General features: G+C 73.9%; 18 protein-coding genes and 1 pseudogene. 3 read left to right on the top strand and 16 right to left on the bottom strand.

From position 1 onward, the window contains the following. The 9 genes and pseudogenes from ACWDCZ_RS31285 to nrdR form a co-directional block, all read right to left on the bottom strand. Positions 1–439, bottom strand: a pseudogene (locus ACWDCZ_RS31285) (cytochrome P450); the annotation flags it as partial. A gap of 147 nt (positions 440–586) precedes the next feature. Then, positions 587–1,831: a cytochrome P450 gene (locus ACWDCZ_RS31280; protein WP_449817593.1), complete on the bottom strand. Its 1,245-nt coding sequence runs from the start codon at positions 1,829–1,831 to the stop codon at positions 587–589. Continuing rightward, complete coding sequence (locus ACWDCZ_RS31275) at positions 1,828–2,601, bottom strand: GTP-binding protein (protein ID WP_449817594.1); 774 nt, start codon at positions 2,599–2,601, stop codon at positions 1,828–1,830. The genes ACWDCZ_RS31280 and ACWDCZ_RS31275 overlap by 4 nt, the downstream gene beginning before the upstream one ends. Before the next feature lie 31 nt (positions 2,602–2,632). Next, on the bottom strand, positions 2,633–3,001 hold the full coding sequence (locus ACWDCZ_RS31270; protein WP_049653110.1) for a DUF742 domain-containing protein: 369 nt from the start codon (positions 2,999–3,001) through the stop codon (positions 2,633–2,635). A gap of 73 nt (positions 3,002–3,074) precedes the next feature. Continuing rightward, positions 3,075–3,509, bottom strand: a complete 435-nt coding sequence (locus ACWDCZ_RS31265) for a roadblock/LC7 domain-containing protein (protein WP_049653112.1) — start codon at positions 3,507–3,509, stop codon at positions 3,075–3,077. Beyond that, on the bottom strand, positions 3,509–5,365 hold the full coding sequence (locus ACWDCZ_RS31260; protein ID WP_449817592.1) for an ATP-binding protein: 1,857 nt from the start codon (positions 5,363–5,365) through the stop codon (positions 3,509–3,511). Before ACWDCZ_RS31260 ends, ACWDCZ_RS31265 begins: the two co-directional genes overlap by 1 nt. A 303-nt stretch (positions 5,366–5,668) precedes the next feature. Next, positions 5,669–6,436: an SDR family oxidoreductase gene (locus tag ACWDCZ_RS31255; protein ID WP_117489719.1), complete on the bottom strand. Its 768-nt coding sequence runs from the start codon at positions 6,434–6,436 to the stop codon at positions 5,669–5,671. A 182-nt stretch (positions 6,437–6,618) separates the two neighbouring features. After that, on the bottom strand, positions 6,619–9,528 hold the full coding sequence (locus ACWDCZ_RS31250; protein ID WP_449817591.1) for a vitamin B12-dependent ribonucleotide reductase: 2,910 nt from the start codon (positions 9,526–9,528) through the stop codon (positions 6,619–6,621). A 205-nt stretch (positions 9,529–9,733) separates the two neighbouring features. Next, a complete protein-coding gene (gene nrdR / locus ACWDCZ_RS31245; protein ID WP_049653458.1) occupies positions 9,734–10,234 on the bottom strand; it encodes a transcriptional regulator NrdR in 501 nt (166 codons plus the stop codon). Positions 10,235–10,774: 540 nt separating this feature from the next. On the opposite strand from nrdR, the gene lexA reads away from it, so the two are divergent. Then, on the top strand, positions 10,775–11,470 hold the full coding sequence (lexA, locus tag ACWDCZ_RS31240; RefSeq protein WP_063780202.1) for a transcriptional repressor LexA: 696 nt from the start codon (positions 10,775–10,777) through the stop codon (positions 11,468–11,470). A gap of 197 nt (positions 11,471–11,667) precedes the next feature. Here lexA and ACWDCZ_RS31235 read toward each other — a convergent pair whose 3' ends face one another. Genes ACWDCZ_RS31235 through ACWDCZ_RS31215 form a run of 5 tightly spaced genes read right to left on the bottom strand, consistent with a single transcriptional unit; the run spans position 11,668 to position 19,488 of the window. After that, entirely contained in the window at positions 11,668–13,797 is a 2,130-nt protein-coding gene (locus tag ACWDCZ_RS31235) for an ATP-dependent DNA helicase (RefSeq protein ID WP_387829407.1), read from the bottom strand. 12 nt (positions 13,798–13,809) lie between these two features. Continuing rightward, on the bottom strand, positions 13,810–15,633 hold the full coding sequence (locus tag ACWDCZ_RS31230; protein WP_049653460.1) for an IucA/IucC family protein: 1,824 nt from the start codon (positions 15,631–15,633) through the stop codon (positions 13,810–13,812). Then, the gene (locus tag ACWDCZ_RS31225) at positions 15,611–17,059 is read right to left on the bottom strand and encodes a SidA/IucD/PvdA family monooxygenase (RefSeq protein ID WP_449817590.1); all 1,449 of its coding nucleotides are present in this window, start codon (positions 17,057–17,059) and stop codon (positions 15,611–15,613) included. Before ACWDCZ_RS31225 ends, ACWDCZ_RS31230 begins: the two co-directional genes overlap by 23 nt. A gap of 9 nt (positions 17,060–17,068) precedes the next feature. After that, positions 17,069–17,782: a GNAT family N-acetyltransferase gene (locus tag ACWDCZ_RS31220; RefSeq protein ID WP_074005714.1), complete on the bottom strand. Its 714-nt coding sequence runs from the start codon at positions 17,780–17,782 to the stop codon at positions 17,069–17,071. Then, positions 17,674–19,488, bottom strand: a complete 1,815-nt coding sequence (locus ACWDCZ_RS31215; protein WP_074005688.1) for an IucA/IucC family protein — start codon at positions 19,486–19,488, stop codon at positions 17,674–17,676. Before ACWDCZ_RS31215 ends, ACWDCZ_RS31220 begins: the two co-directional genes overlap by 109 nt. 412 nt (positions 19,489–19,900) lie before the next feature. Here ACWDCZ_RS31215 and ACWDCZ_RS31210 point away from each other — a divergent pair, with 412 nt between their 5' ends. Together ACWDCZ_RS31210 and ACWDCZ_RS31205 are read left to right on the top strand one after the other, a co-directional pair. After that, positions 19,901–21,094 carry a trypsin-like serine peptidase gene (locus tag ACWDCZ_RS31210; protein WP_049658939.1) on the top strand — a complete coding sequence of 398 codons (1,194 nt, stop codon included), beginning with the start codon at positions 19,901–19,903 and terminating at the stop codon, positions 21,092–21,094. A gap of 58 nt (positions 21,095–21,152) precedes the next feature. Further along, positions 21,153–22,271: a trypsin-like serine peptidase gene (locus tag ACWDCZ_RS31205; protein WP_449817589.1), complete on the top strand. Its 1,119-nt coding sequence runs from the start codon at positions 21,153–21,155 to the stop codon at positions 22,269–22,271. 68 nt (positions 22,272–22,339) lie between these two features. Here ACWDCZ_RS31205 and hflX read toward each other — a convergent pair whose 3' ends face one another. Together hflX and ACWDCZ_RS31195 are read right to left on the bottom strand one after the other, a co-directional pair. Next, positions 22,340–23,842, bottom strand: coding sequence for a GTPase HflX (gene hflX / locus ACWDCZ_RS31200; RefSeq protein WP_049658942.1), 1,503 nt, complete (start codon positions 23,840–23,842; stop codon positions 22,340–22,342). Between the two features lie 237 nt (positions 23,843–24,079). Further along, on the bottom strand, positions 24,080–24,560 hold a 481-nt coding region (locus ACWDCZ_RS31195), incomplete at its 5' end, for an ACT domain-containing protein (protein WP_449817588.1).

Below are 24,560 nucleotides of genomic sequence, written 5' to 3'. Positions count from 1 at the left end.
AGGCGAAGGCCGTCTTGAGGTCCACCAGCGGCTCGCCCGCCGCCAGGGCGTCCAGCAGCGCGTGGGTGATCTCCTCGACGCGCGGCCGCATCAGCTCCACCCGGCGCGGGGTGAAGGCCTGCGCGACCAGTGCCCGAAGCCGGCGGTGCTCGGCCCCGTCGGTGGTCACCATGCTCGGGCCGGGCACCGCCAGGCCGATCAGCGGCCAGGTCTTCGGGACCTCGCCGCGCTGGTAGGCCGCCCAGTGCGCGGCGTCCTTCACGAGCCGGGCGTCCGTGAGCAGGTCACGTGCGGCGGCGTGCCGCGTCACCGCCCAGGCGGCGACCCCGCCGGGCAGTTCGACCGGCACCACCGGGCCGGCGGCCCGCAGCAGGGCGCCCTCGGCCGCGTTGTCGCGGGCCAGCGGGTCGAGGGCGATTCGGGCCGGGGCAGCGGTCATCGACGTCTCTCTTTCGAAGCTCTGGAGAAGCTCTCTCGAAGCCTTTCGAAGCCATTCGAAGCCGTTCGAAAACAGCCGAAGCCTTTCGGAGGTTTCGAGGGCGTTCGAGGGGTTTCGCGGCTCTTTCGAACGGCGGGTGCGGATGGATCAGGCCGGATGGCCGGGGGTGAACGAGACCGGCAGCGCCACCAGCCCGCGCACCCAGGCCGACGGCCGCCACACCAGCGCGTGCTCGGCCACCGCCAGCCGCAGGTCCGGCAGCCGGTCGAGCAGCACCTCGATCGCGGTGGTGGCGATCACCTCGGCCGCCTCCTGTGCCGGGAACGGGCAGCCGTGCTCGCCGTACGAGTAGCTCAGGTGCGCCCGGTTGCCCTCCGCCGGGCGGCCGTCCGGCTGCCGGACGGCCGGGTCGGCGTTGGCCCCGGCGATGCCGAGCAGGACCATGTCCCCCTCGCCGATCCGCTGGCCGCCCACCTGGGTGTCGTGGACCGCCCAGCGTCCGGCGAAGATCTGGGTCGGGGTGTCCTCCCAGAGCGCCTCGTTCAGCGCCTGGCTGATGCTGCGCCGGCCGCCGGCCAGCGAGGCCGCGAACCGCTCGTCGGTGAGCATCAGCCGCAGCGTGTTGGAGATCCAGTACGAGCTCGGCTGGTGGCCGGCGATCAGCAGCACCCGCAGGTCGCGCATCACCTCGTCGTGGGTCAGCCCGGCCGGGTGCGCCAGCATCCGCGAGGCGACGTCGGCGCCCGGGTGCTCGGCCTTCTCCTCGACCAGCGCGAGCATCAGCTCCAGCAGCCGTTGGGCGCCGGCCGGCGCGTCCGGGCCGCCGTCCAGCATGGCCAGCAGCGCCGCGATCAGCTGCGGCGCCTGCTCCTCGTCCAGGCCGAGCACCCGGCACAGCACCAGCAGCGGCATCCGGTGCGCGTACTCGGCGACCAGGTCGGCCTCGCCGCGCCCGGCGAACTCGTCGATCAGGCCGTCGGCGATCTCCTCCGCGTGCTTGCGCAGCTCGTACGGGTCGATCCCGGCCAGCGCGTCGGTGACCGCGCGCGAACGCCGGACGTGCTCCTCGCCCTCGGCGTAGAGGATCGAGGGGACGGGCGCCATCATCGGCTTCAGCGGCCAGTCGCCGGGCAGCGTCGCCCAGGCGTGCCAGCGGCTGGAGTCGCGGCCGAACAGCTGCGGCCGGCCGGTCACCTGCTGCAGCTCGCGGTAGCCGATGACCAGCCAGGCGGGCACGCCGCCGGCCAGCTCGACCGGGGCGACCGGGCCGTGCGCGGCGCGCAGCTCGCGGTAGAGCTGGGACGGGTCGGTCTGGAAGCGCGGCCCGTACAGCGGCGTGGCGCCGGCGTGCGCCGGGCAGCCCGGGGGCGGGGTGGCGGCGGGCTCGGTCACGGGGTGCTCTCCTCGTAGATCGCGGTGCGGGGCCCGGCCGGGGCTGGCCGCGCGGCGGGGGCCGTCTCGTCCTCCCCGGCGGCAGCGGCCGGGACGCCTCCGTCGGCACTGGCCAGGACGGCTCCGTCGGCACCGGCCAGGGCGGCCTCGTCGGCCCCGGCCAAGGCGGCCAGGTGGTGGACCAGGGCGATCAGCACCCGCTTGCCGGACTCGCGGTCGCGCGCGTCGCAGTCCACCAGCGGCACCTCGGCCGGCAGGTCCAGCGCCTCGCGGACCTGCTCCAGGGTGTGGCCCGGCTCGCCGAAGTTGTTGCGGGCCACGATGAACGGCGTGCCGTGGTGCTCCAGCCGGTCGATGGCGTACCAGGAGTCCTCCAGGCGCCGGGTGTCCACCAGGACGACCGCGCCCAGGGCGCCGCTGAACAGGCGGTCCCAGAGGAACCAGAAACGTTCCTGCCCGGGCGCGCCGAACAGGTACAGCACCTGGCTCTCGGAAAGGGTGATCCGGCCGAAGTCGAAGGCGACCGTGGTGGAGCGCTTGCCCCAGGCGCCGGCCGGGTCGATGCCCTCGCCCGCCTTGGTCATCACCTCTTCGGTGTTCAGCGGACGGATCTCGCTGACCGAGCCGACCAGGGTGGTCTTGCCCACGCCGAAGCCGCCGACCACAACGATCTTCAGCGCGTTGTCGGCCGTCGCCCGCAGCGGGGTGCGCGCACCGGCGGGCCGGACGTCAGCGGGAGCCTGAACGGCGCCGGCGGGCCGGGCCTCCACAGCGGTCCGGACGCCGCCGACGGGCGAGACGTCAGAGCTGTTGAAGGCCATGCAGCACCTGCTTCAGCGTGTCGAGGTCGGGCAGCCGGGCCTTGTTCGGCGCGAACCGGGGGTGGCGGGCGGTGACCGCCCCGGACTCCAGCAGGTCGCCGAGCAGGATCTTCACCACCGAGACGGGCAGCGCCAGTTCCGCCGCCACCTCCACCACGGCGGTCGGGGCCTCGCACATCCGCAGGATCCGGGCGTGCTCCGACTGCATCCCGGGCGCCGGCTGCCGCTCGGCGACGATCAGGGTCACCAGGTCGAAGGCGTTCTCCGGGGAACGGCTGCGGCCCCGGGTGATGGTGTAGAGGCGGTCCGGGTCGTCGTCGCGCCCCGGCAGCACCGGTCCCGGACTCATGCGCCCACCTCGCTCCGCGCGGCGGGGGCGTCGACCCCCGCGACCCCCGCGACCGTCCGCTCGCTCCGCGCGCTCATATGACCGCGCTCTCTTGCGCGGCCTCGCCTTCCGCCGCCCGGGCGGGCGCGCTGAGGTGGACCCCGATCTGCTCGATCAGGCCGTGCATGTTGTGGCCGACCACGCCGACGTCCGCGTCGTCGTCCGTGACCACCGCCAGGTGCGCGCCCTCGCCGGCCGCCACGATGCACAGGATGCCGCCGTGGAACTCGGTCATCGACTGCCGCACGCCGCCGCTGCCGTCGCCGAACTCGATCGAGGCGCCGTGCGCCAGGCTCTGCAGACCGGAGGCGATGGCGGCCAGCTGGTCGGCCTGGTCGGTGCTCAGACCGGCGGTGTGGCAGAGCTTGAGGCCGTCGGCGGAGAGCACCAGGGCGTGCCGGGTGCCGGGGGTCGCCGCCAGCAGGTTCTCCAACAGCCAGTCGAGGTCACGGTCGGTGGCACTGCTCATCAGGTGTCCTTCTCGGTGACGGGGGAAGCGTCGGGCGTGGTGTCGGGGGCTGTGGTCGGCACCCCGGAAGGGTCGGTGGCCGGCGGCCCGGCAGAGTCGGCGGCCGGAGCCCCGGCAGGGTCCGTGACCGGCGGCCCGGCGGGGCCCTCGGTCGGAGCCCCGGCGGCGGGCTGCCCGGCCGCCGCCGGACGGGCGGCGGCCCGGCGGAACGCGCCGAACCGGCCGGCCGCACCCGCCGCGTCGGTGCCGGCGGGCTTCGCCGCCCGGTCCGTCGCGGGGGCGGCGGTGGCCAGCGTCTGTCCGCGGCGGCGCTGCGGCAGGCCGCTGTCGGTCGTCCGGACGGGCGCGGCCGGCAGCGCGGGCGCGGTGGCGGTCCGCGTCCCGGCCGCGGCCTGCGTCCCGACGCGGGTCCGCTGCGCGGAGGGAGCCGGCGGCAGGGAGGCCGGGGCGGGGCGCGCCGAGGTGAGCGCGGGGCGCGCGGTCTCCGCGGGCGACGCCTGTACCGGTACGGACACCTGGACGGGCGCCGGGGCCGCGGCCGGTGCCGGGTGGGTGACCAGCTGATGCGGGATCAGCATCACCACGCCGGTACCGCCGCGCGCCGAGGGCCGGAAGGAGATCTGCAGCCCGTGCTTGCGCGCCAGCACGCCGACCACCGCCAGCCCCAGGCGGGTACCCGCGGAGAGCGTGGTGAGGTCCAGCGGTTCGGCGGAGACGGCCCGTTCGGCCCGGCGCAGCCAACTGTCGCTCAGGCCCAGGCCGCTGTCCTCGACGGTGACCGCCAGCCCGGCGGGCACCTCCTCGACGTAGACGTGCACCTCGGCCGGCGGGGCGGAGAAGTTGGTGGCGTTGTCCAGCAGTTCGGCCAGCGCGTGCATCACGCCCTCGGCCGCGTACCCGGCGACCGCGGCGGTGCTGGCGTTGTGCAGCCGCACCCGCTGGTAGGCGCCGATCCGGCCGAGCGCGCCGCGCAGCACCGACTCCACCGCGATCGGCTTGGCCCAACGGCGGCCCGAGCGGGCGCCGGTGAGCACGGCGATGCTGTCGGCCATCCGGCCCGCCTGGGCGGTCGAGTGGTCCAGGCTCAGCAGGTCGCCGAGGACCTCCTCGTCGTGCCGGTGCTGCATCTCGCGCAGCTCGGCGTGCATGCTCGTGGCCAGCGCCTGGACCCGCCCGGCAGCGGTCGCGCACACCGCGAGCGCGGCGGCCCGCAGCCGCTCGCCGCGGCCGATCTCCTCGCCGACGGCACGCAGCAGCGGGTACTGGGGGTGCTTGCGGTGGACGGCCAGCGCACTGTCCACCGCCGCGCCGGCCCGCAGCTTCGCCACCACCTCGGGCAGCACGCCCTCGGTGATCCGGGCCAGTTCGGCGCGCTCGGCCTCGACCCGGGTCCGCTCCGCCTCCGCCCCGGCCCGCTCGGCGTCGAGTTCGGCCCGCAGCCGGGCCAGCTCGGCGTGCGCGGTGGTGACGTCGGCCTCGGCCCGGGCCTGCCCGGCGCGGGCGGCGTCCCGCTCGGCGAGCGCGGCGGCGGTGCGGTCGGCAGCGGCCGTCTCGGCCTGCCGGGCCGTGCCCGCGGCGACCAGCGCCGCCCGGGTCTCCTCGTGCTGCGCGGCCAGGTCCTCGGCCAGCCCGCGGGAGCGCTCGACCCCGGCCGCCGCGAGGCCGACGGCGATCAGCCAGAGCACCGTGACGGCGCCCACCGCGAGGGCGGTGAGCGGCTGGTGCGCGCCGAGCGCCCTGGCCACGCCGACCGGCGCGGCGACCAGCGCCAGCAGCACGGCGGCCGCGGTCAGGGCGACGGTGCGCGGCGCGGGCCGTCGGCGCGATCGGCCGTCGGGGCTGGTGGCTTCTCTCATCGGTGCGGTCCTCGGCAACGTCGGCGGGCGGCGGCGCGGGCGGCGGGTCGGCGACGGTTGCGGCCGCCGACAGCTGGTCGGGCGCATACCAGTCCGCCCGGCGACGTAGCGAAACGTCTCCGGGCGTCTGATCGGTTCACGCTTTCGGCCGATCATATCGATTCAGACATAGGCCTCAAGCGGCCAGTTGACGGCCAATCTCCTACCTTCACGCCGCCCACACCACACGCCGACGCCCCGACGCCCACCCGAGCTCCACGCCTCACACCCCGGGCGCCCGCCCTGTGCCGGCCGCCGCCGACCTCAGCGGCCGCCGAACCGTCGCTCCAGCGCCTCCTCGAAGGTCCCCCGGCCCACCGCCCGATCCGGCGTCAGGTTGCCGCCCGCCCGCAGTCCGCGGCCGGTCGCTCCCGGGAGGGGCAGCGGCAGCAGCAACCGGCGCCTGCCCGCCGCCCGCAGGTAGGCCTCGGCCAGCTCCCGGTACGAACGCACCTGCGGGCCGCCGACCTCCGGGGCGAAGCCGGCGGGCTCCTCCCCCGCCAGGTCCGCGACCGCCGCGGCCACCTCCCGTACGTCCACCGGCTGGCACGCCACCCCGCTCAGCACCGGGAGGACCGGCAGCTTCACGGAGGCGTCGAAGACCTTCAGCACCAGGTCGTGGAACTGCGTCGCCCGCAATACCGTCCAGCCCAGCCCCGACTCCCGCACCACCCGCTCGCAGGCGAGCTTCGTCGCGTAGTACGCGAACGGCACCCGGTCGATCCCGACGATCGACACGTACACCAGGTGCCGCACCCCGGCCTCCCGGGCCCGGGCCACCAGCGTCCGGACCCCGGCCACGTCCGCCTTCTTCTGCGTGGTCGCGCAGTCCACGACCACGTCGACCCCGGCCATCGCCTCCGCCACCCCGGCCCCGCCGACCAGGTCCCCGACCACCCACTCGACCCCGTCACCCCCGTCCCGCACCCGCCGGCTCAGCCCCCGCACCGCCACCCCGCGCGCCACCAGCAGCCGCACCACCTCCCGCCCCAACGTCCCCGTCGCCCCGGTCACCAGCACCGTTCCCACCACCGCGCCACTCCTTCCCAGAGGAACCCCGTCACCCCCTACAGACCGGACACCACCCCAGAACGTGACATCGGCACGCCCGGGGCTCGAGAAAGGCACACGAAAAAGCGGGGCGAGAACCGATGAAGGTCCTCGCCCCGCTTCAGGTGTTCACCTCAGGAGGCGACCACCGGGGTCGGGCGCGGTCAGCTGCAGCCGCTGGTGGAGCCGCAGCCCTCGCAGAGGTAGCAGCTGCCGGCGCGGCGCATCTTGGTGCCGCAGGAGAAGCAGAGCGGGGCGTCGGCGTTGAGGCCGAGCTGGATCTCCATCAGCTCCGTGGAGTTGTGGGCCTGCTTCGGGGTCGCCTTGGGTGCCTCGACGACGACGGGGGCCGGGGCCGGGGCCGGGACGGCGGCCGGCTTGGCGGCGACGGGGGCGGACTGGGCGAGCGACTCGGTGTCGAGCTCCTCGGCCTCCAGCGGCTCGTACGAGCCCGTCTCCAGGTGGCGCTGGCGCTCCTCGACGGAGTGGATGCCGAGCGCCGAGCGGGTCTCGAACGGCAGGAAGTCGAGCGCCAGGCGGCGGAAGATGTAGTCGACGATCGACTGCGCCATCCGCACGTCCGGGTCGTCGGTCAGGCCGGCCGGCTCGAAGCGCATGTTGGTGAACTTCGAGACGTAGGTCTCCAGCGGCACACCGTACTGGAGGCCGACCGAGACGGCGATGGAGAAGGCGTCCATCATGCCCGCGAGGGTCGAGCCCTGCTTGGACATCTTCAGGAAGACCTCGCCCAGGCCGTCGTCCGGGTAGGAGTTGGCGGTCATGTAGCCCTCGGCGCCACCGACCGTGAAGGAGGTGGTGATGCCCGGACGGCCCTTGGGCAGGCGCTTGCGGACCGGGCGGTACTCGACGACCTTCTCGACCACGGCGGCCGGGGTGACCGGGGCGGCCGCCTCGGTCTTCTCCTCGGAGTCCTTCTTCTTGGCCGAGAGCGGCTGGCCGACCTTCGAGTTTTCGCGGTAGATGGCGAGCGCCTTGACGCCCATCTTCCACGCCTCGAAGTAGATCTCCTCGACGTCCTCGACGGTCGCGGCGGCCGGCATGTTCACGGTCTTGGAGATGGCGCCGGAGATCCAGGGCTGGATCGCGGCCATCATCCGCACGTGCCCCATCGGCGAGATGGAGCGCTCGCCCATCGCGCAGTCGAACACCTCGTAGTGCTCCGGCTTCAGGCCCGGGGCGTCCACCACGTTGCCGTGCTCGGCGATGTGGGCGACGACCGCCTCGGTCTGCTCGTCCTGGTAGCCGAGGCGCTTGAGGGCGCGCGGGACGGTGCCGTTGACGATCTGCATCGAGCCGCCGCCGACCAGCTTCTTGAACTTGACCAGGGCCAGGTCGGGCTCGACGCCGGTGGTGTCGCAGTCCATCATCAGGCCGATGGTGCCGGTCGGGGCGAGCACCGAGGCCTGGGCGTTGCGGAAGCCGTTCTGCGCGCCGAGGCGGAGCACGTCCTGCCAGGACTTGTTGGCGGCCAGCCAGACCGGAGCGTCCAGGTCGTCGTGGGAGACGGCGTCCAGCGAGGCGTCGGCGTGCTGCTTCATGACCTGCTGGTGCGGGGCCGCGTTGCGGGCGTAGCCGTCGTACGGGCCGACCACGCCGGCGAGTTCGGCGCCGCGGCGGTAGGCGGTGCCGGTCATCAGCGAGGTGATGGCGCCGGCCAGGGCGCGGCCGCCCTCGCTGTCGTAGGCGTGGCCGGTGGCCATCAGCAGGGCGCCGAGGTTGGCGTAGCCGATGCCGAGCTGGCGGTAGGCGCGGGTGGTCTCGCCGATCTTCTCGGTGGGGAAGTCCGCGAAGCAGATGGAGATGTCCATCGCGGTGATGACCAGCTCGACGACCTTGGCGAAGGTCGCCGCGTCGAAGGAGTCGTCGTCGCGGAGGAACTTCATCAGGTTCAGCGAGGCGAGGTTGCAGCTGGAGTTGTCCAGGTGCATGTACTCGGAGCAGGGGTTGGACGCGTTGATGCGGCCGGACTCCGGGCAGGTGTGCCAGTGGTTGATCGTGGTGTCGTACTGGATGCCGGGGTCGGCGCAGGCCCAGGCGGCCTCGGCCATCTTGCGGAACAGCTTCTTCGCGTCGACGGTCTCGATGACCTCGCCGGTCATCCGGGCGCGCAGGCCGAATTCGGTGCCGTTCTCGACGGCGGTCATGAATTCGTCGTTGACGCGGACCGAGTTGTTGGCGTTCTGGTACTGGACGGAGGTGATGTCGTCCCCGCCGAGGTCCATGTCGAAGCCCGCGTCGCGCAGGGCGCGGATCTTCTCCTCCTCCTTCACCTTGGTCTCGATGAAGGCCTCGACGTCCGGGTGGTCCACGTCGAGCACGACCATCTTGGCCGCGCGGCGGGTGGCGCCACCGGACTTGATGGTGCCGGCCGAGGCGTCGGCGCCGCGCATGAAGGAGACCGGGCCGGAGGCGTTGCCGCCGGAGGAGAGCAGTTCCTTGGAGGAGCGGATCCGGGAGAGGTTCAGGCCGGCGCCGGAGCCGCCCTTGAAGATCATGCCCTCTTCCTTGTACCAGTCGAGGATCGAGTCCATGGAGTCGTCGACGGACAGGATGAAGCAGGCGCTGACCTGCTGGGGCTGCTTGGTGCCGACGTTGAACCAGACCGGCGAGTTGAAGCTGAACACCTGGTGGAGGAGGGCGTGGGTCAGCTCGTGCTCGAAGATCTCGGCGTCGTCCTTGGAGGCGAAGTAGCCGTGCTTCTCGCCGGCGGCGCGGTAGGTGAGCACCACGCGGTCGATGATCTGCTTGAGGCTCCACTCGCGCTGGGGGGTGCCGACGGCGCCGCGGAAGTACTTGGACGTGACGATGTTGACGGCGTTGACCGACCAGAAGTCGGGGAACTCGACGCCGCGCTGCTCGAAGTTGATCGAGCCGTCACGCCAGTTGGTCATGACGACGTCCCGCCGCTCCCAGCGGACCTCGTCATACGGGTGCACGCCAGGAGTGGTGTAGATGCGCTCCATCCGGAGACCGCCCTTCGGGGCCTTGGCGCCCTTGGCCGCGGCCTTCTCGGACTTCGACCCGCGTGCGGAACCGCTCGTGGTGTCTGTCACTTCTCGCTCCTCCTCCTGGGCAAACGCCCGAAGTGCCCTGAAAAGTCCGGGCACTGCTGGTTCGTTCTTCCGGTGTGCGGGCAGGCAGGAACCCTGCCTGCTTGCGCACGGTTTGTAGTGTTCTGTGCCCCGATTTCGGGCACGCGTGGGCCCCGCGGGGCCGTGGTGGTGCGGGTGGCTGGGCCCGCGAGGGGCCCGGCGCCTCCTAGGGCGCGGCGGCGGACACGGACACGCAGGTGTCGTCCGCCTCGGGGGTGCGGGGCCGTTCTGCGCGGAGCTCCGCGATGGCGGCCTCGAAGTCTTCCAGTCCGTCGTACGCCTGGTACACGGAGGCGAAGCGCAGGTAGGCGACCACGTCGAGTTCCTTGAGCGGGCCGAGTATGGCCAGCCCCACGTCGTGGGTGGTCAGCTCGGCGCTGCCGCTGGCGCGCACGCACTCCTCGACCCGCTGGCCGAGCTGGGCGAGCGCGTCCTCGGTGACCGGGCGGCCCTGGCAGGCCTTGCGGACGCCGGTGATGACCTTCTGCCGGGAGAACGGCTCGGTGACGCCGCTGCGCTTGATGACCATCAGCGCGGCCGTCTCCACCGTGGTGAAGCGGCGTCCGCAGTCCGGGCACTGCCGACGACGGCGGATGCAGCTGCCGTCCTCGGTGGTCCGGCTGTCGACAACACGGCTGTCGGAGTGCCGGCAGAAGGGGCAGTGCACCTCGGGATCCCTCCCTGGCAGAACGTTCGGACCTGTTGAGTCTATGCGATGCGCCCCCGGCCTCGGCAAGCTGATCATGCGGGGCGACCACTAGTACTGGGCACGGAGAGGACTGTAGCCACTACATCTAGGAGTCTGGGGGAGGTGAGCGCCTTGGCGTGTCGATGTCGCGAGGGGCCCGATTAGACTGCCGGGGGCGAGTTTCGCTCGAACATTTACTCGATGTACAACAAAGCCTTGATCGAGTCAGTCAACTCCCGAATAATTCACTCGAACGTGTGTTTGGCGCAACCTTTCGATAGGAGGCGCGTTGGGCTGGAAAAGGGGAGAGGACAGCCGTCGAGAGGGGCCGCCGTGAACACGATCGAAAGCAACACCATCCCGGTGCAGGAACACTCCCAGTTCAAGGTGGGGCAGCGCACCACGAATCAGCAGGGTGTGGACAGCAGCATGGACCGTAGCGAAGACCACCGCCTCTCCGGCGCGGCCCTTTCCGGGGCGACCCGCGTTCCCGACCAGCCGATCGAACACTCCACCGCCATGGACGACTCCCACACCTCCCCCGCCCGGGCGATGCCAGGTCGCCCCCCCGGCATCCGCACCGACGAGGCCGGTCTCACCGAGCGCCAGCGCCGGGTGATCGAGGTCATCCGGGATTCCGTCCAGCGCCGCGGCTACCCGCCGTCCATGCGGGAGATCGGCCAGGCCGTGGGCCTGTCCAGCACCTCCTCGGTCGCCCACCAGCTGATGGCCCTGGAGCGCAAGGGCTTCCTGCGCCGGGATCCGCACCGCCCGCGCGCCTACGAGGTCCGCGGCGTCGAGGTGGCCCGTCCGAACACCGCCGAGACGGCCGGCCGGCCCTCCACCTCCTACGTCCCGCTGGTCGGCCGGATCGCCGCCGGCGGGCCGATCCTGGCCGAGCAGACGGTCGAGGACGTCTTCCCGCTGCCCCGCCAGCTGGTCGGCGAGGGCGAGCTGTTCGCGCTCACCGTGCGCGGCGACTCGATGATCGAGGCGGCCATCTGTGACGGCGACTGGGTCACCGTGCGCCGCCAGCCGGTCGCCGAGAACGGCGACATCGTGGCCGCGATGATCGACGGCGAGGCCACCGTGAAGCGGCTCAAGCGCGAGGACGGCCGGATCTGGCTGATGCCGCACAACCCGGCGTACGAGCCGATCAACGGCGACAACGCGACCATCCTGGGCAAGGTCGTCGCAGTCCTGCGCCGCCTCTGAGCGGTCCTGCGCCGCCTCTGAGCGGTCCGGCGCCGCCCCTGGGCGGCCCCGTGCGCCTCTGAGCGCACCCGCGCCGCCTCGGCGCGCACAGCAACACGCACCAGCACGCACCGCACCACCACACACACCGGGAAGGGGCTCCTCCGCACAGTGCGGGGAGCCCCTCCGGCGTTCCACGGGCCGGGCGGCCGGGGCCCTCAGCCCCGCTTCACCACCGGCCGCACCGGCGCCGCCGAGGCGTCGATCGACGCCAGCGAGCGGCGCACCTGGTTGCGGTCCGTGGTGTACCAGAACTCCGGCATCGAGGAGCGGAAGAAGCTCCCGTACCGCTTGGTCTCCACCCGCGGGTCCAGCACCGCGACCACGCCCCGGTCGTCGGCCGCGCGCACCAGCCGGCCCGCGCCCTGCGCCATCAGCAGCGCCGCGTGCGTCGCCGCGACGGCCATGAAGCCGTTCCCGCCGCGCTGTTCGACGTCCTTCTGGCGGGCGCTCATCAGCGGGTCGTCCGGCCGGGGGAACGGGATCCGGTCCATCACGACCAGCTGGCAGGCCGAGCCGGGCACGTCCACGCCCTGCCAGAGCGAGAGCGTGCCGAACAGGCAGGTCGTCGCGTCCGAGGCGAACTCCCTGATCAGCTCGCCGAGGGTGTCCTCGCCCTGGAGCAGGACGCGGTGGTCCAGCCGCTCGCGCATCGCCTCGGCGGCCGTCTGGGCGCCGCGCATCGAGGAGAACAGGCCCAGGGTCCGACCGCCGGCCGCGCCGATCAGCTCGGCCAACTCGTCCAGCATGTCGGGCCGTTCGGGATCGCGCCCGGGGTCGGCCAGGTGCTTGGCGACGTACAGGATGCCCTGCTTGGGGTACTTGAACGGCGAGCCGACGTCGATCCCGCGCCAGTGCGGCACCGCGTCCTCGCCGAAGCCCGCGTCGGCGTCCGGGTTGTCCCCGGCGGTGCGGACGTCCGGCAGCCGCGTCTCGGAGGGCAGGCCGACCGAGGCGGCGACGCCGTTGAAGTCCCCGCCGAGCTTGAGCGTGGCCGAGGTGAGGACGACCGAGCGCTCCTTGTACAGCCCCTCGCGCAGCAGCCCGGAGACGCTCAGCGGGGCGACCCGCAACGAGGCGGTGCCCAGCCCGTAGCGGTCGCTGCGCTCGATCCAGACCACGTCGTACTCGGAGTCCTCCAGCAGCCGCTCGGCCGTCTCGTGCAGCGCCTCGGCCGAGGCCATCGCCTGCTTGCGGACGGCGTCCTCGTCGCTGAGCCCCTTGTCCCTGGTCTCGCCGAGCGAGGTGATCACCTGGCGGGAGGCGTCCCGGATCGCGGTGACCGCGTACGCGAGGTACTCGGGCAGCTCCTCGACCCGGCCGGGCTGGGCGGTCTCCATCAGGCCGTGGTAGTTCTCGGCGGCGGCCTGGAGCGCGTCCACCGCCTTCTCGTTGGCCAGCCGCGCGGCCCGCTTCACCGCCCGGTTGACGGCGCCGACGGTCAGCTCGGCGGTGGCCGCGCCGGTGACCCGGTTGACCAGCTCGTGCGCCTCGTCCACGATCAGCAGCCCGTGCTCGGGCAGCACCGGCGCGCCCTCGATCGCGTCGATCGCGAGCATCGCGTGGTTGGTGACCACGACGTCCGCCAGCTTGGCCCGCTCCCGCGCCTTCTCCGCGAAGCACTCCTGGCCGTACGGGCAGCGGGTGGCGCCCAGGCACTCCTTGGAAGTGACCGAGAGCTGGGCCCAGGCCTTGTCGGAGACACCGGGGCTGAGGTCGTCGCGGTCCCCGGTGTCGGTCTCGTCGGCCCAGTCGCGCAGCCGCAGCACGTCCTTCCCGAGCTTCCCGGTGGGCCCGCCGAGCGCGTCCACCGGGTCGAACAGGCCCTCGCCCTCGTCGCTCGGGGTGCCTTCGTTGGCCCGGTGCAGGCAGAGGTAGTTGGAGCGGCCCTTGAGCATCGCGAACAGCGGGCGGCGGCGCAGCACCGGGTGCATCGCCTCGACGGTGCGCGGCAAGTCCCGCTCCACCAGCTGGCGTTGCAGCGCCAGGGTGGCGGTGGCGACCACCACCCGGTCGCCGTGGGCGAGCGCGGGCACCAGGTAGGCCAGGGACTTCCCGGTGCCGGTGCCGGCCTGGACGAGCAGGTGCTCGGCGTGGTCGACGGCGTCGGCGACGGCCTCGGCCATCCGGACCTGGCCGGGGCGCTCCACACCGCCGACGGCCGCCACCGCGGCGTGCAGCAGTTCGGGGATCCGCGAGCGCGGGACGGCGACGGCTTCCTCGGCCTCGTCGCCGAGGACTGCCGCCCGCTGGGATTCGGAGTCGTGGGATTCGGAGTCGTTCGTCATGACCCTCCCAGCCTACGGGGCGGGGGTGACAATCCGGTCCCGTTGCCCGGGCATCCGCACGTCCACGGCGACCAGCGCGTTCGGCACCGTCCCGTACCGGGCGGCGTGCGGGCGGTGCGGGCGGTCCTGGTAGCCGTCCATCAGCAGCCGGTTGCGGTTGAGGCAGAGCCGGTCGATCCGGGGGCGGAACAGGTCGAACAGCTCGAAGCGCTCGCGCAGCTCGGGGAAGCGGTCCTGGTAGCGCAGCACCTCGGCGCGCAGCAGGGCCCAGAACTCGGTCTCGGGCAGTCCGGTCTGCGCCTCCAGCAGCGGGGCGAGGAAGCGGAAGACGCCGATGAACAGCCCGGAGTGGATGAACTGGCAGAGCCCCTGCGGGCTCTCCCGCAGCAGCACCTCGGCCACCTCGTCGGGCAGGCCGCGCAGTTCGGGCAGGTCCTGGGCGCTGAGGTTGACGTCGTCCACGAAGTCCTTGACCGCGAGCCGGACCGGCGCGTCGGCGGGGTCGAAGACCACGATGGCGTTCTCGCCGTGCGGGGAGAAGACCAGCCCGTAGCGGTAGAGGAAGTGCAGCAGCGGCGGCATCATCGCGGCGAACAGCCGGGCGGTCCAGTCGCCGGGGAGCAGGCCGGAGCGGTCGATCAGCTCGGCGGCGAGCGCCCGCCCGTCGGAGCCGGTCTGCAGCAGCGAGGCCAGGGTGCGGGCGCGCTCGCCGCCGTCCAGGAAGGGGCCGAGCGGCTGGCGCCAGATCGCGCCGAGCAGTTCCTTGTACTGGTACGGCGCCTCGGGCAGCTCGCGGTAGAGCGGGTGGTCGACGGTGACGGAGGCGATCTCGCCGAGCAGGATCACCCGGCACTCGTCGCGCAGGTACGGGTCGGCGTCGCGCAGTCCGAGCAGCCAGGCGGTGACGGCGGGCGCGGCCAGCGTGCGCTCGACCGGCAGGCCGCGCCAGACCAGGGTGTTGAGGATGGACAGCGGCAGCTTGACGGTGCAGCGCTCGGGGTGGGCGGTGTTGAAGAAGGAGCGGATGGACTGCTGGGGCAGCCGTGGGTCGCCGTCCGAGGGCAGCGGGACGATCTCGCCGGAGGCGATCCAGGGCGCGAACAGCGGCAGGACCGTCTCGTCCCACTGCCAGGGGTGGACGGGCAGCAGCAGGTAGTCCTCGGCGTCCGGACCGAGCGCGGCGCGCAGCGCGTCCACGTCGTCGAGCTCGCGGGCGTACAGCTGCTCGGGCCGCTCCAGGCCGGGCACGCCGCGGTACTCGGCGAGCCGGCGGTGCACGGCGATCCACGGCAGCGGGCGCGGGCTGCGGGCCTCCGGGGCCCAGCGGGCGGCGTCGGCGGCGGAGAAGCCGATCCGGCCCTTGTTGGGGACGATCCAGGGGTGGCCGGTCTGCCGGCCCTCCAGCGCGGCGTGGTCGAGGTCGGCGAGTTCGGCGGCGGTCAGCGCGGTGGCGAGCTGGCGGGCGTCGGCGGTGAGGGTGGCGGAGAGCTCGCGGATCAGGTGGCCGGTGGTCTCGCCGCGCAGGCCGAGGGTCTGCCGGGCGTACGGGAGGAAGCGCAGCGGGTCCAGGCCGTCCGGGCGGGAGCAGCGGACGGACTCCGGGTCGACCTGCCAGCTGTCGTAGGAGCCGCGGCGGGCGGTGAAGCGGTACTCGGCCTCGGGCAGCTCCAGCCGGTACTCGCCGGGCTCGTCGCCGGGGACGGGTCGGAGCAGTTCCTCGTAGGCGAACTCGCCCAGCATCTTGGCCAGCAGGGCGCGGCCGGCCCGCTGCCAGTGCCCGGCGGTGAGGTGCGGGGGCAGGTGGAGCGGCGGTTCAGCGGCCGACGGTTGCGGCACGGGTCAACTCCTGGGGGCGGGGGACGGCGGGGGTGGGCTGTTCTACGGGACCGGCGGGGGCGGACTGTTCCACGGGACCGGCGGGGGTGGGCTGGTCGGCGGGACCGGCGGGGCCGGGCGGCGCGAAGCCGGTCCAGGCGGTGCGGCCGGGCAGCCGGTGGACGGTGCGCCCGGTGACGGCGTTGAGGATCACGGCGGCCCGGTGGGCGCCGAGTCCGAGGTCGGGGGTGCCGACGCCGTGGGTGTGGAGTTCGGCGTTCTGGACGTACAGCCCGCCGGTGAGTCCGGGCCGGGTGGCGACCCGGTGGTCCGGGTCGACCCGGTAGCGCCCGGCCTCGTCCCAGTCGATCAGTTCGGCGAGCGGTTCGAGCGCGGCCGGGCGGGCCGCCCGGTAGCCGGTGGCGAGCACCACGGCGTCGGTGCGCAGCAGGTGTTCGGCGCCGGAGTCGGTGTGCCGGCAGTGCAGTTCGAGGCCGCCGCAGGGGCCGGGGCGGGCGGCGTCGACGGCGGTGCCGGGGGTGATCTCGACCGGGGCGGCGTCGATCGGGCGGCCGATGGTGCGCTCGTAGAGGTGGTCGTGGATCTCGGCGAGGGTCTCGGCGCTGGCGGCCTTGTGCAGCTGCCACTGGGCGGTGACCAGCGCGTCCCGGACGGCCGCGGGCAGGCCGTGGAAGTAGCGGGTGTAGTCGGGGGTGAAGTGCTCCAGGCCGAGCTTGGAGTACTCCATGGGGGCGAGCGCCCTGGTCCGGGTGAGCCAGCGCAGCCGGACGTCGTCGCCCTCGTGGCGCCGGAGCAGGTCGAGGAAGACCTCGGCGCCGGACTGCCCGCTGCCGACGACGGTGATGTCGCGGGCGCCGGCCAGGTCGGCGCGGCGGTCCAGGTACTCGGCGGAGTGGAAGGCCCGCGGGTGGCCGGCCAGCGCGGCGAAGGCCTCGGGCAGCACCGGCCGGGTGCCGACGCCGAGGGCGAGGTTGCGGGCCCTGACCTCGGAGCGCCGGCCGGTCGCGGTGTCGGTCAGTTCGGCGCGGTACCAGGGCGCCTCCCAGTGCAGGGCGGTGACCTCGGTGCCGAAGCGGCAGTTGGCCAGCCGCTCGGCGGCCCAGCGGCAGTAGTGGTCGTACTCGCGGCGCGGCAGCTGGAAGCGCTCGGCGAAGTAGAACGGGAACAGCCGGTCCTGGTCGCGCAGGTAGTTGAGGAAGGACCACGGGCTGGTCGGGTCGACCAGGGAGACCAGGTCGGCGAGGAACGGCACCTGCATCCGGGCCCCGTCGACCAGCATCCCGGGGTGCCAGCGGAACTCCGGGCGCTGGTCGCAGAAGAGCGTGCGCAGGCCGGGGACGGGTTCGGCGAGTGCGGCGAGCGAGAGGTTGAACGGGCCGATGCCGACGCCGAGCAGGTCGTACGGAGGGGGTGTCGAGGTGTCCACAGGGTCGTCCTAGGCGGGGAGTTGGGCCTGCGCGGCGGGCCCGTCGGCCCGGTCGCGGACCATCAGGGCGGCGCGCTTGTCGGGCAGGTCGAGTTCGGCGGCGGCCCGGAATCCGGCCCGTTCGAAGGCCCGGACGGACCGCCGGTTGCGGACGTCCGGCTCGGCCAGCACCCGTTCGCAGCGCGGATTCCGGCGGAGAATCAATTCTGCGAGGGCGGCCAGCAGGACGGCGCCCAGGCCGCGGCCGCGGCTGGCGGCGGGGCCGAGCAGCAGGTGCACGCCGGTGTCGTACGGCCGGGCCGGGTAGTGCGCGGCGAGCGGGTCGAGGTCGGCGCGGTAGACCTCCCAGTAGCTCATCGGCTCGCCGTCGAGCAGGCCGAGGCACGGGAGGCTGCGGCCGTCGCCGTCCAGTTGGGCCCGGACGTGCCGTTCGGTGACCTCCGGCGGCCCGGCGAGCTCCCAGAAGGCGTCGACCTCGGGATCGTTCATCCACCCGGCGAGCAGCGCCAGGTCGGCGGGCAGCCGGACCGGGCCGAGCCGGAACTCGCCGGCCGGGGTGGGGACGGCGCCCCACCCGGACAGGCCGTCCGGCACCCGGCACCCGTCGTCCGTCATCAGGCACCCGCCACCGGGTTGGGGATGTCCACGTACACGGACTGGCTGGCGACCGGGCCGACCAGTTCGTCCATGCCGTTGACCCGGGTGAGCAGGTTGGCCTTGCAGGGCAGCGCGGGCGCGTCCAGCAGCAGCGCGGGCAGCGCCGAGCCGGTGGCGGCGGCCCGGGGGCCGGCCAGGAACCGGCGCAGCGCGGCCAGCAGCACCGTCTCGTCGGCGAGCCGCTGGGAGCCGAGGGCGCCGATCAGGCCGAGCACGTGGTTGATGCCGAGGTAGTAGGCGAAGTGGTGGTCGATCACGTCGTCCGGCAGGAAGGTGTCGCTGTCCGCGCCGAGTCCGGGCAGCCGGGCGGCGAGCCGCGCGGCGGCGCTCTCCCGGTAGTAGTAGCCCTGGTTGTCGCGGTAGCGGCCGCCGCAGGGCCAGCCCTCGGCGTCCAGCAGGACGAGGCTGTTCTGCTGGTGGGCCTCCAGGGCGATGCCGCCCCGGCCGTCCAGCCAGAGGATGGGCAGCACGACCGCGTCCAGGTAGCGCAGGAACCATTCGGCGGCCACCGTCGGCAGCGGGCGGGCGCAGCGGACGGCCAGGGCCCGCAGGGTGTCGCCGAGCCGGGAGGGCACGGTGTCGCCGGTGCCGAGCGGCTGTTCGGCGACCAGGCCGGCGACGCACAGCGCCCGGTCGGTGGGCGCGAAGGGCTGGGCGCGCAGCACGGTGTCCAGGCCGCCCGGGTCGCCGAGGGCGGGGTGGTCGACGCCGATCCAGGCCGGGTCGCGGACGATGTCGAAGCCGGGGTGGGCGGCCCGCCACTCGGCGGCCAGCCCGCTCTCCAGCAGCCGGTGCATCTCCAGGCCGCGGTGCAGTTCCTTGCGCAGGTTCTCCCGGCGGGAGTTGGTGATCCGCAGGCCGAGCGAGAGCTTGAGCATCCACGGGGTGCCGGGCCGGTAGACGGTGCGCACCGAGGAGGTGGGGTACCAGGGGTCGCCGGCCGGGCCGAGGTCGTGCAGCAGCCCGTCGGCGAGCAGGGCGGCGACGGCCGGGCGGTGGGCGAGTTCGCGGGCCTGCCAGGGGTGCAGCGGGACGGCGGCGGTGCCGGGCGGCAGCGGCACGGCGCCGTCGAGCAGGCCGGCGGTGAGCCGTTCGGCGCTCTCGGCGACGGCGGAGCCGGCCGCGAGCAGTTCGCGGTCGACGGCGTACCAGTGCAGCTGGAAGGAGCCGTGCAGTTCGGGCGAGTAGGCGGCGCTCTGGGCCGGGCCGAGGCCGTCGCGGCTCTTCGGCGTGGGGTGCAGCGGGTGGCCGAGCAGCAGGGACTGCTCGGCGGCGAGGAAGTGCGAGCGCTCCGGCCCGCCGGGCACGGCGGCGGTGCGGCGGTGGGCGAGGATCTCGGCGGTGCGCACGACCGAGTCGCCGACCCTGGCGGCCAGGTCGGCGACCTGCCCGGGGTCGGGCCGTTCGGCGGCCGCGGCGGCGAGCAGCGCGGCGGCGGTGACGGCGTCCACGGGGGCCTCGCGGACGTCCCCGGCCGGGCCGGTCTCCCCGACCGCGAGGGTGGCGGGTCCGAAGCGGTGCCAGCCGCCGGGCGACCAGTAGCGGACCGGGGCGGTGAGCCGGGCGGCCCCGCCGAGGACGGCGATCCGCAGCCGGCCGTCCGGGCCGGGCCGGGCTCCGGTCTCCCGGGTCCAGCAGCGCAGCAGGGCCTCCAGTCCGGCCTGTTCGGCGGCGACGGCCGGGTCGGGGTGCAGCAGGAGGTCGTGCCCGTGGGCCCGCTCCACGGTGGGCGACGGTACGGGCGGGGCGACGGTGAGGGCGGCGGTGCTCAAGGCTGCTCCTTGGGGCGCGTGGGGGTGCGGACGCGCACTGTGGTGGAGGGGTCGGCGGGCGCTCGCACCGTCGCGTCAGGTAAGGGTTACCTATCCCTGACGGGTGATCACAAGGACGACTCACTCGTCAGGGTGAAGATCGGGGATTGTCCACCAACGGGGCCCGATGCCCTGCTGCGTCGGCGGACCGGGCGGGCCCGGATCACGGATCGGTGACCTCCGGCCCGCACCGCAACCCGGGGGGCGGGCAGCGCCGTCCTCGTCCGCGATGGAAGACTCCATGGCGGCGAACCGCCGCACCGCGAACCGGCCGGACACGCACCATCGCGGTGCACGACCGCCGGCCGTGACACCACCGGGCGGCCCGGCACCGACCGGCACCGACCGACCGAGCACAGGGGGAAGCGCACAGATGCCCACGATCCACCGGTCAGCCCTGGCCGCCGCCCTGGCCGCGGGCACCCTGCTCGCCGTGACCGCCTGCGGGCCGGACGGCCCGGCGGGCGGCGGGACCAGTCCCGCACCGCCGCCCTCCACCGAGTCGACCCAGGCCGCGGGTTCGGGCGGCGTGATCGGCGGGATCCCGCTCCCGTCCGGGCTGCCGACCAGCCTGCTGGAGGGACTGCCCAGGAGCTGGGACGACCTGAAGAAGTGGAAGTACGAGGACTGGGACAAGTGGGCGTCCAAGCACGTCTTCAACAACCCGGTGGTGAAGGACTTCTGGGACCCGGACAAGATGGGTGACTCCAAGCCCGCCGACCCGGCCCCGCCCACCGCCAAGCCCGCCCCCGCCACGCCCAAGCCGGCCACCGACGACGGCGTGACCGACCCCGATCCCGCGGCGGTCAAGGCCGTGACGGTGCCCCGCCCGTACCTGAAGCAGCCCTCCGGCAAAGTGTTCTTCTCCGCCCAGGGCGGCCGCGGCAACTGCTCGGCGACGGTGATCGCCGACCCCCAGCACCCGGGCAAGAGCAACCTGGTCTGGACGGCCGGGCACTGCGTGCACGAGGGCAAGGGCGGGAACTTCTACAAGGACCTGGTCTTCGTGCCCGCCTACAACAACTCCGGCGCCTCCAGCGGCGGCAAGCGGGCCCCGCTGTCCGAGCTGGCCCCGCTCGGCACCTGGTGGGCCGACCAGGTCACCACCTCGCCGCAGTGGATGGTCGAGGGCGGCGGCACCGGCGACGCCGCCAACCAGTACGACTTCGCGGTGATGCGCGTGCACAACCAGAACGACACCGGCAAGTCCCTGGAGGAGACGGTCGGTTCGGCCGTCCCGGTCTGGTTCGACGCGCCGCGCGACCAGCTCAAGGTCTCGGCCGTCGGCTACCCGCTCGCCAAGCCGTTCGACGGCCAGGAGCTGTACAAGTGCGACGGCGGCAAGCCCACCCGGCTCTCCTTCGACGCCAAGCGCCCGACCATGCTGACCATCGGCTGCACCATGACCCAGGGCGCCAGCGGCGGCGGCTGGTTCGCCACCATGCCGGACGGCCGGACCGCGCTGGTCAGCAACACCTCGATCGGCACCCAGGAGCACACCTCGCTGAGCGGCCCGTACCTGGAGGCGGTCGCCCGGCAGGCGCTGGACTGGATCTCCAAGAAGTAGCCGCCGCCGACGGGGGGCGGTAGGGAACCACCAGCACAGCACGGGGGGACGAGCCAGCATGCCGAGAACCACCAGCCGGCGGCGCCGGGCCGCGACGGGCGGCGCCGCGCTGCTCGCCGCGCTCGCGCTGGGCGCGGCCGGGTGCGGCCCGGACGGCCCCGCCCGGCCCGCCACCGCGCCCCTCGCCCTGCCCAGGTCGTCGCCCACCAGCCCGGGCGACCTGAGCGGCTGGAAGGTGGACGACTGGGCCCGCTACGTCGCCGAGAGCGCCTTCGCCAACGACGCGGCGCCCGGCGCCTGGACGGCGGTCCGGATGGACGCCGCCAGGCCCCGGCCCACCCCGGAGTACTCGCTGACCGCCCCCGCGGCGGCCGGCGTCGAGCGGGACGCCCCGCCCGCCGCCGTCCCGGCCAAGCCGCAGCCGCACCCGTACGGACCGGTCGGTTCGGTGGTCGGCCGGCTCTTCGCGACCACGTCGCAGGGCGACGTGTCCTGCTCCGCCACCGTGGTCTCCGACCCGGTCAACCCGGGCCGCAGCAACCTCGTCTACACCGCCGCGCACTGCCTGCACGACGGCAAGGGCGGCGGCTGGCTGAAGAACCCGGTCTTCGTGCCCGGCTTCAACCGGGACGGCCAGGCGGTCCACGGCAAGGCGAACGCCGACCGGCTGGTCGCCCCGTACGGCCGGTGGACGGCGGTGCGCGCGCTGGTCTCGCCGACCTGGCTCCAGGAGAGCGGCGTCGGGGCCCACCACCAGTACGACTACGGCGTCCTGCGGGTGCGCGGCGAAGACGGCTCCGGGAGGTCCCTGGAGGAGACGGTCGGCGGCTCGGTGCCGATCTGGTTCAACGCCCCGCGCGACCAGATCACCGGGACCGCCGCCTACGGCTACCCGGCCGAGCGGCCGTTCGACGGCCTGGAGCTCGAACACTGCGACTCCCCGCTGGCCCCCGGGCTGCTCTCCTTCGACCGGGACCGCCCGCCGATGTACGTGATCGGCTGCACCATGACGGCGGGCGCCGCCGGCGGCGGCTGGTTCGTCATCCGGGACGGCAAGCCCAACCTGGTCAGCGTCGGCGCGGTCGGCAACCGCAACCCGGCCGGCTACCAGGCCGGCCCCTCCCTCCAGGACCAGGCGAAGCAGGCCTTCGACTACTTCGCCAAGAACGTCCGGTAGCACCGCCGGAGACACGGAGGGGCCCCGGGACGGCGATCCGTCCCGGGGCCCCTCCGTGCGCTTCGGGCTCAGCCCTGCAGGGCCACCGCGAAGTACTCCAGCTCGGCGGCCAGCTCGGCCGGCACCTTGGCGTGCAGCAGGGTGCCCTCGCCGGTGTGCTCGGTGGAGAGCAGCTCGCCCTCGGCGTGCACCCGGGAGACCAGCGCGCCCTGGGTGTAGGGCACCAGGGCCCGCACCTCGACCGCCGGACGCGGCAGCTCGTCGTCGATCAGCCGCAGCAGCTCCTCGATGCCGGCGCCGCTGCGGGCCGACACCACGATGGCGTGCGGCTCGCGGCGCAGCAGGCGCTGGAGCACGTGCGGATCGGCGGCGTCCGCCTTGTTGATCACCACGACCTCCGGCACGTTCTGCGCGTCGACCGAGACGATGACCTCGCGGACGGCGGCCAGCTGCGTCTCCGGCTCGGGGTGCGAGCCGTCCACGACGTGCAGGATGAGGTCCGCGTCGGCGACCTCCTCCATGGTCGAGCGGAAGGCCTCGACCAGGTGGTGCGGCAGGTGCCGGACGAAGCCGACGGTGTCGGCCAGGGTGTAGAGCCGCCCGGTCGGGGTCTCGGCCCGGCGCACCGTCGGGTCCAGGGTGGCGAACAGCGAGTTCTCCACCAGGACGCCGGCGCCGGTGAGCCGGTTGAGCAGGGAGGACTTGCCGGCGTTGGTGTACCCGGCGATGGCCACGGACGGCACCTGGTGGCGCCTGCGCTCCTGGCGCTTGGTGTCGCGGCCCTTCTTCATGTCGGCGATCTCCTTGCGGAGCTTCGCCATCTTCTCGCGGATCCGGCGCCGGTCGGTCTCGATCTTGGTCTCACCGGGACCGCGGGTGGCCATGCCGCCGCCCGAGGAGCCGGAGCCACCGCCACCCATCTGCCGGGACAGCGACTGACCCCAGCCGCGCAGCCGCGGCAGCATGTACTGCATCTGCGCGAGCGAGACCTGCGCCTTGCCCTCCCGGGACTTGGCGTGCTGGGCGAAGATGTCCAGGATCAGGGCCGTCCGGTCGACGACCTTGACCTTGACCACGTCCTCCAGGTGGATCAGCTGGCCCGGGGTGAGCTCACCGTCGCAGACCACGGTGTCGGCGCCGGTGGCGGCGACGATGTCGCGCAGCTCCTTCGCCTTGCCGGAGCCGATGTAGGTGGCCGCGTCGGGCTTGTCACGGCGCTGGATGACGCCGTCCAGCACCTGGGAGCCGGCCGTCTCGGCGAGCGCGGCGAGCTCGGCCATCGAGTTCTCCGCCTCCTCCAGCGTGCCGTCCGTCCAGACGCCGACGAGCACCACGCGCTCCAGGCGGAGCTGGCGGTACTCGACCTCGGTGACGTCTTCGAGTTCGGTGGAGAGGCCGGCGACCCGGCGCAGGGCGGCTCGCTCGCTGCGGTCGTACTGGTCGCCGTCGTAGTGGTGGCCGCGGTCCTCGTCGATGGCCGCGAGGTCCTCGTCCATGAGGGCTTCCGCCCGCAGACCGTCGAGGCGGCGCGGAGCGTCGGCGTGGTCGCGGGTGTCGAACGTGGAGGTCATTCTGTCCTTTGGCTGGCTGGTACGGGTGGCCTTCGGGGACCGCGGTGGCGGTCCCGTACGGAGTCTGCCCAGCTGCCGCCCCGGCTACCGTCCGGGCGGGGTGAGCTACCCCTCAGGTCCCCGGGTGCCCCCGGGCTCCTGTGCCCGGAGAACGCCGTGGACCGGCCGTGAATTCCCCATGATGGTCGCACGCCCGGCGCGGGCCGGTCATCCCCATTTTCCCCGGGACTGCGGCCCCTACGAACCCTCCGGGGCCTGCGGCCGGCTCACGTCGTACACCCCGGAGACCTTGAGCATCGCCCGCATCAGCCCGGGCAGCGCGGCCGGCTCGGGCAGTTCGACGGTGTAGGTGTGCCGGACCCGGGACTCCTGCGGCGGCTCGACCTCGGCCGAGACGATGCCGACGCCCGCGCCGGAGATCGCCGCGGTGAGGTCGGCGAGCAGCCGGGGCCGGTTCAGCGCCTCGGCCCGCAGGGTGGCCCGGTGCCCGGCGGCGGGCGCGCCCTCCGACTGCCAGCGGACCTCCAGCTCGGCCCGCCCGTCCGCGCGCATCCGCTCCCCCGCCGGGCAGCCGGTGCGGTGCACCGCGACCGCGCCGCCGCGGATCGGGTAGCCGGCCACCTCGTCCGGCGGCACCGGGGTGCAGCAGCGGGCCAGCCGGACCGACGCCCCGGGCCGGCCGGCCACCGTGACCGGGGCCGCCCGCCGCTCGGCGGCC

Source organism: Kitasatospora sp. NPDC001225 (assembly GCF_053597855.1).
The sequence above is the reverse complement of the archived record's forward strand: the minus strand, read 5'-3'. Positions and strand labels throughout refer to the sequence as shown.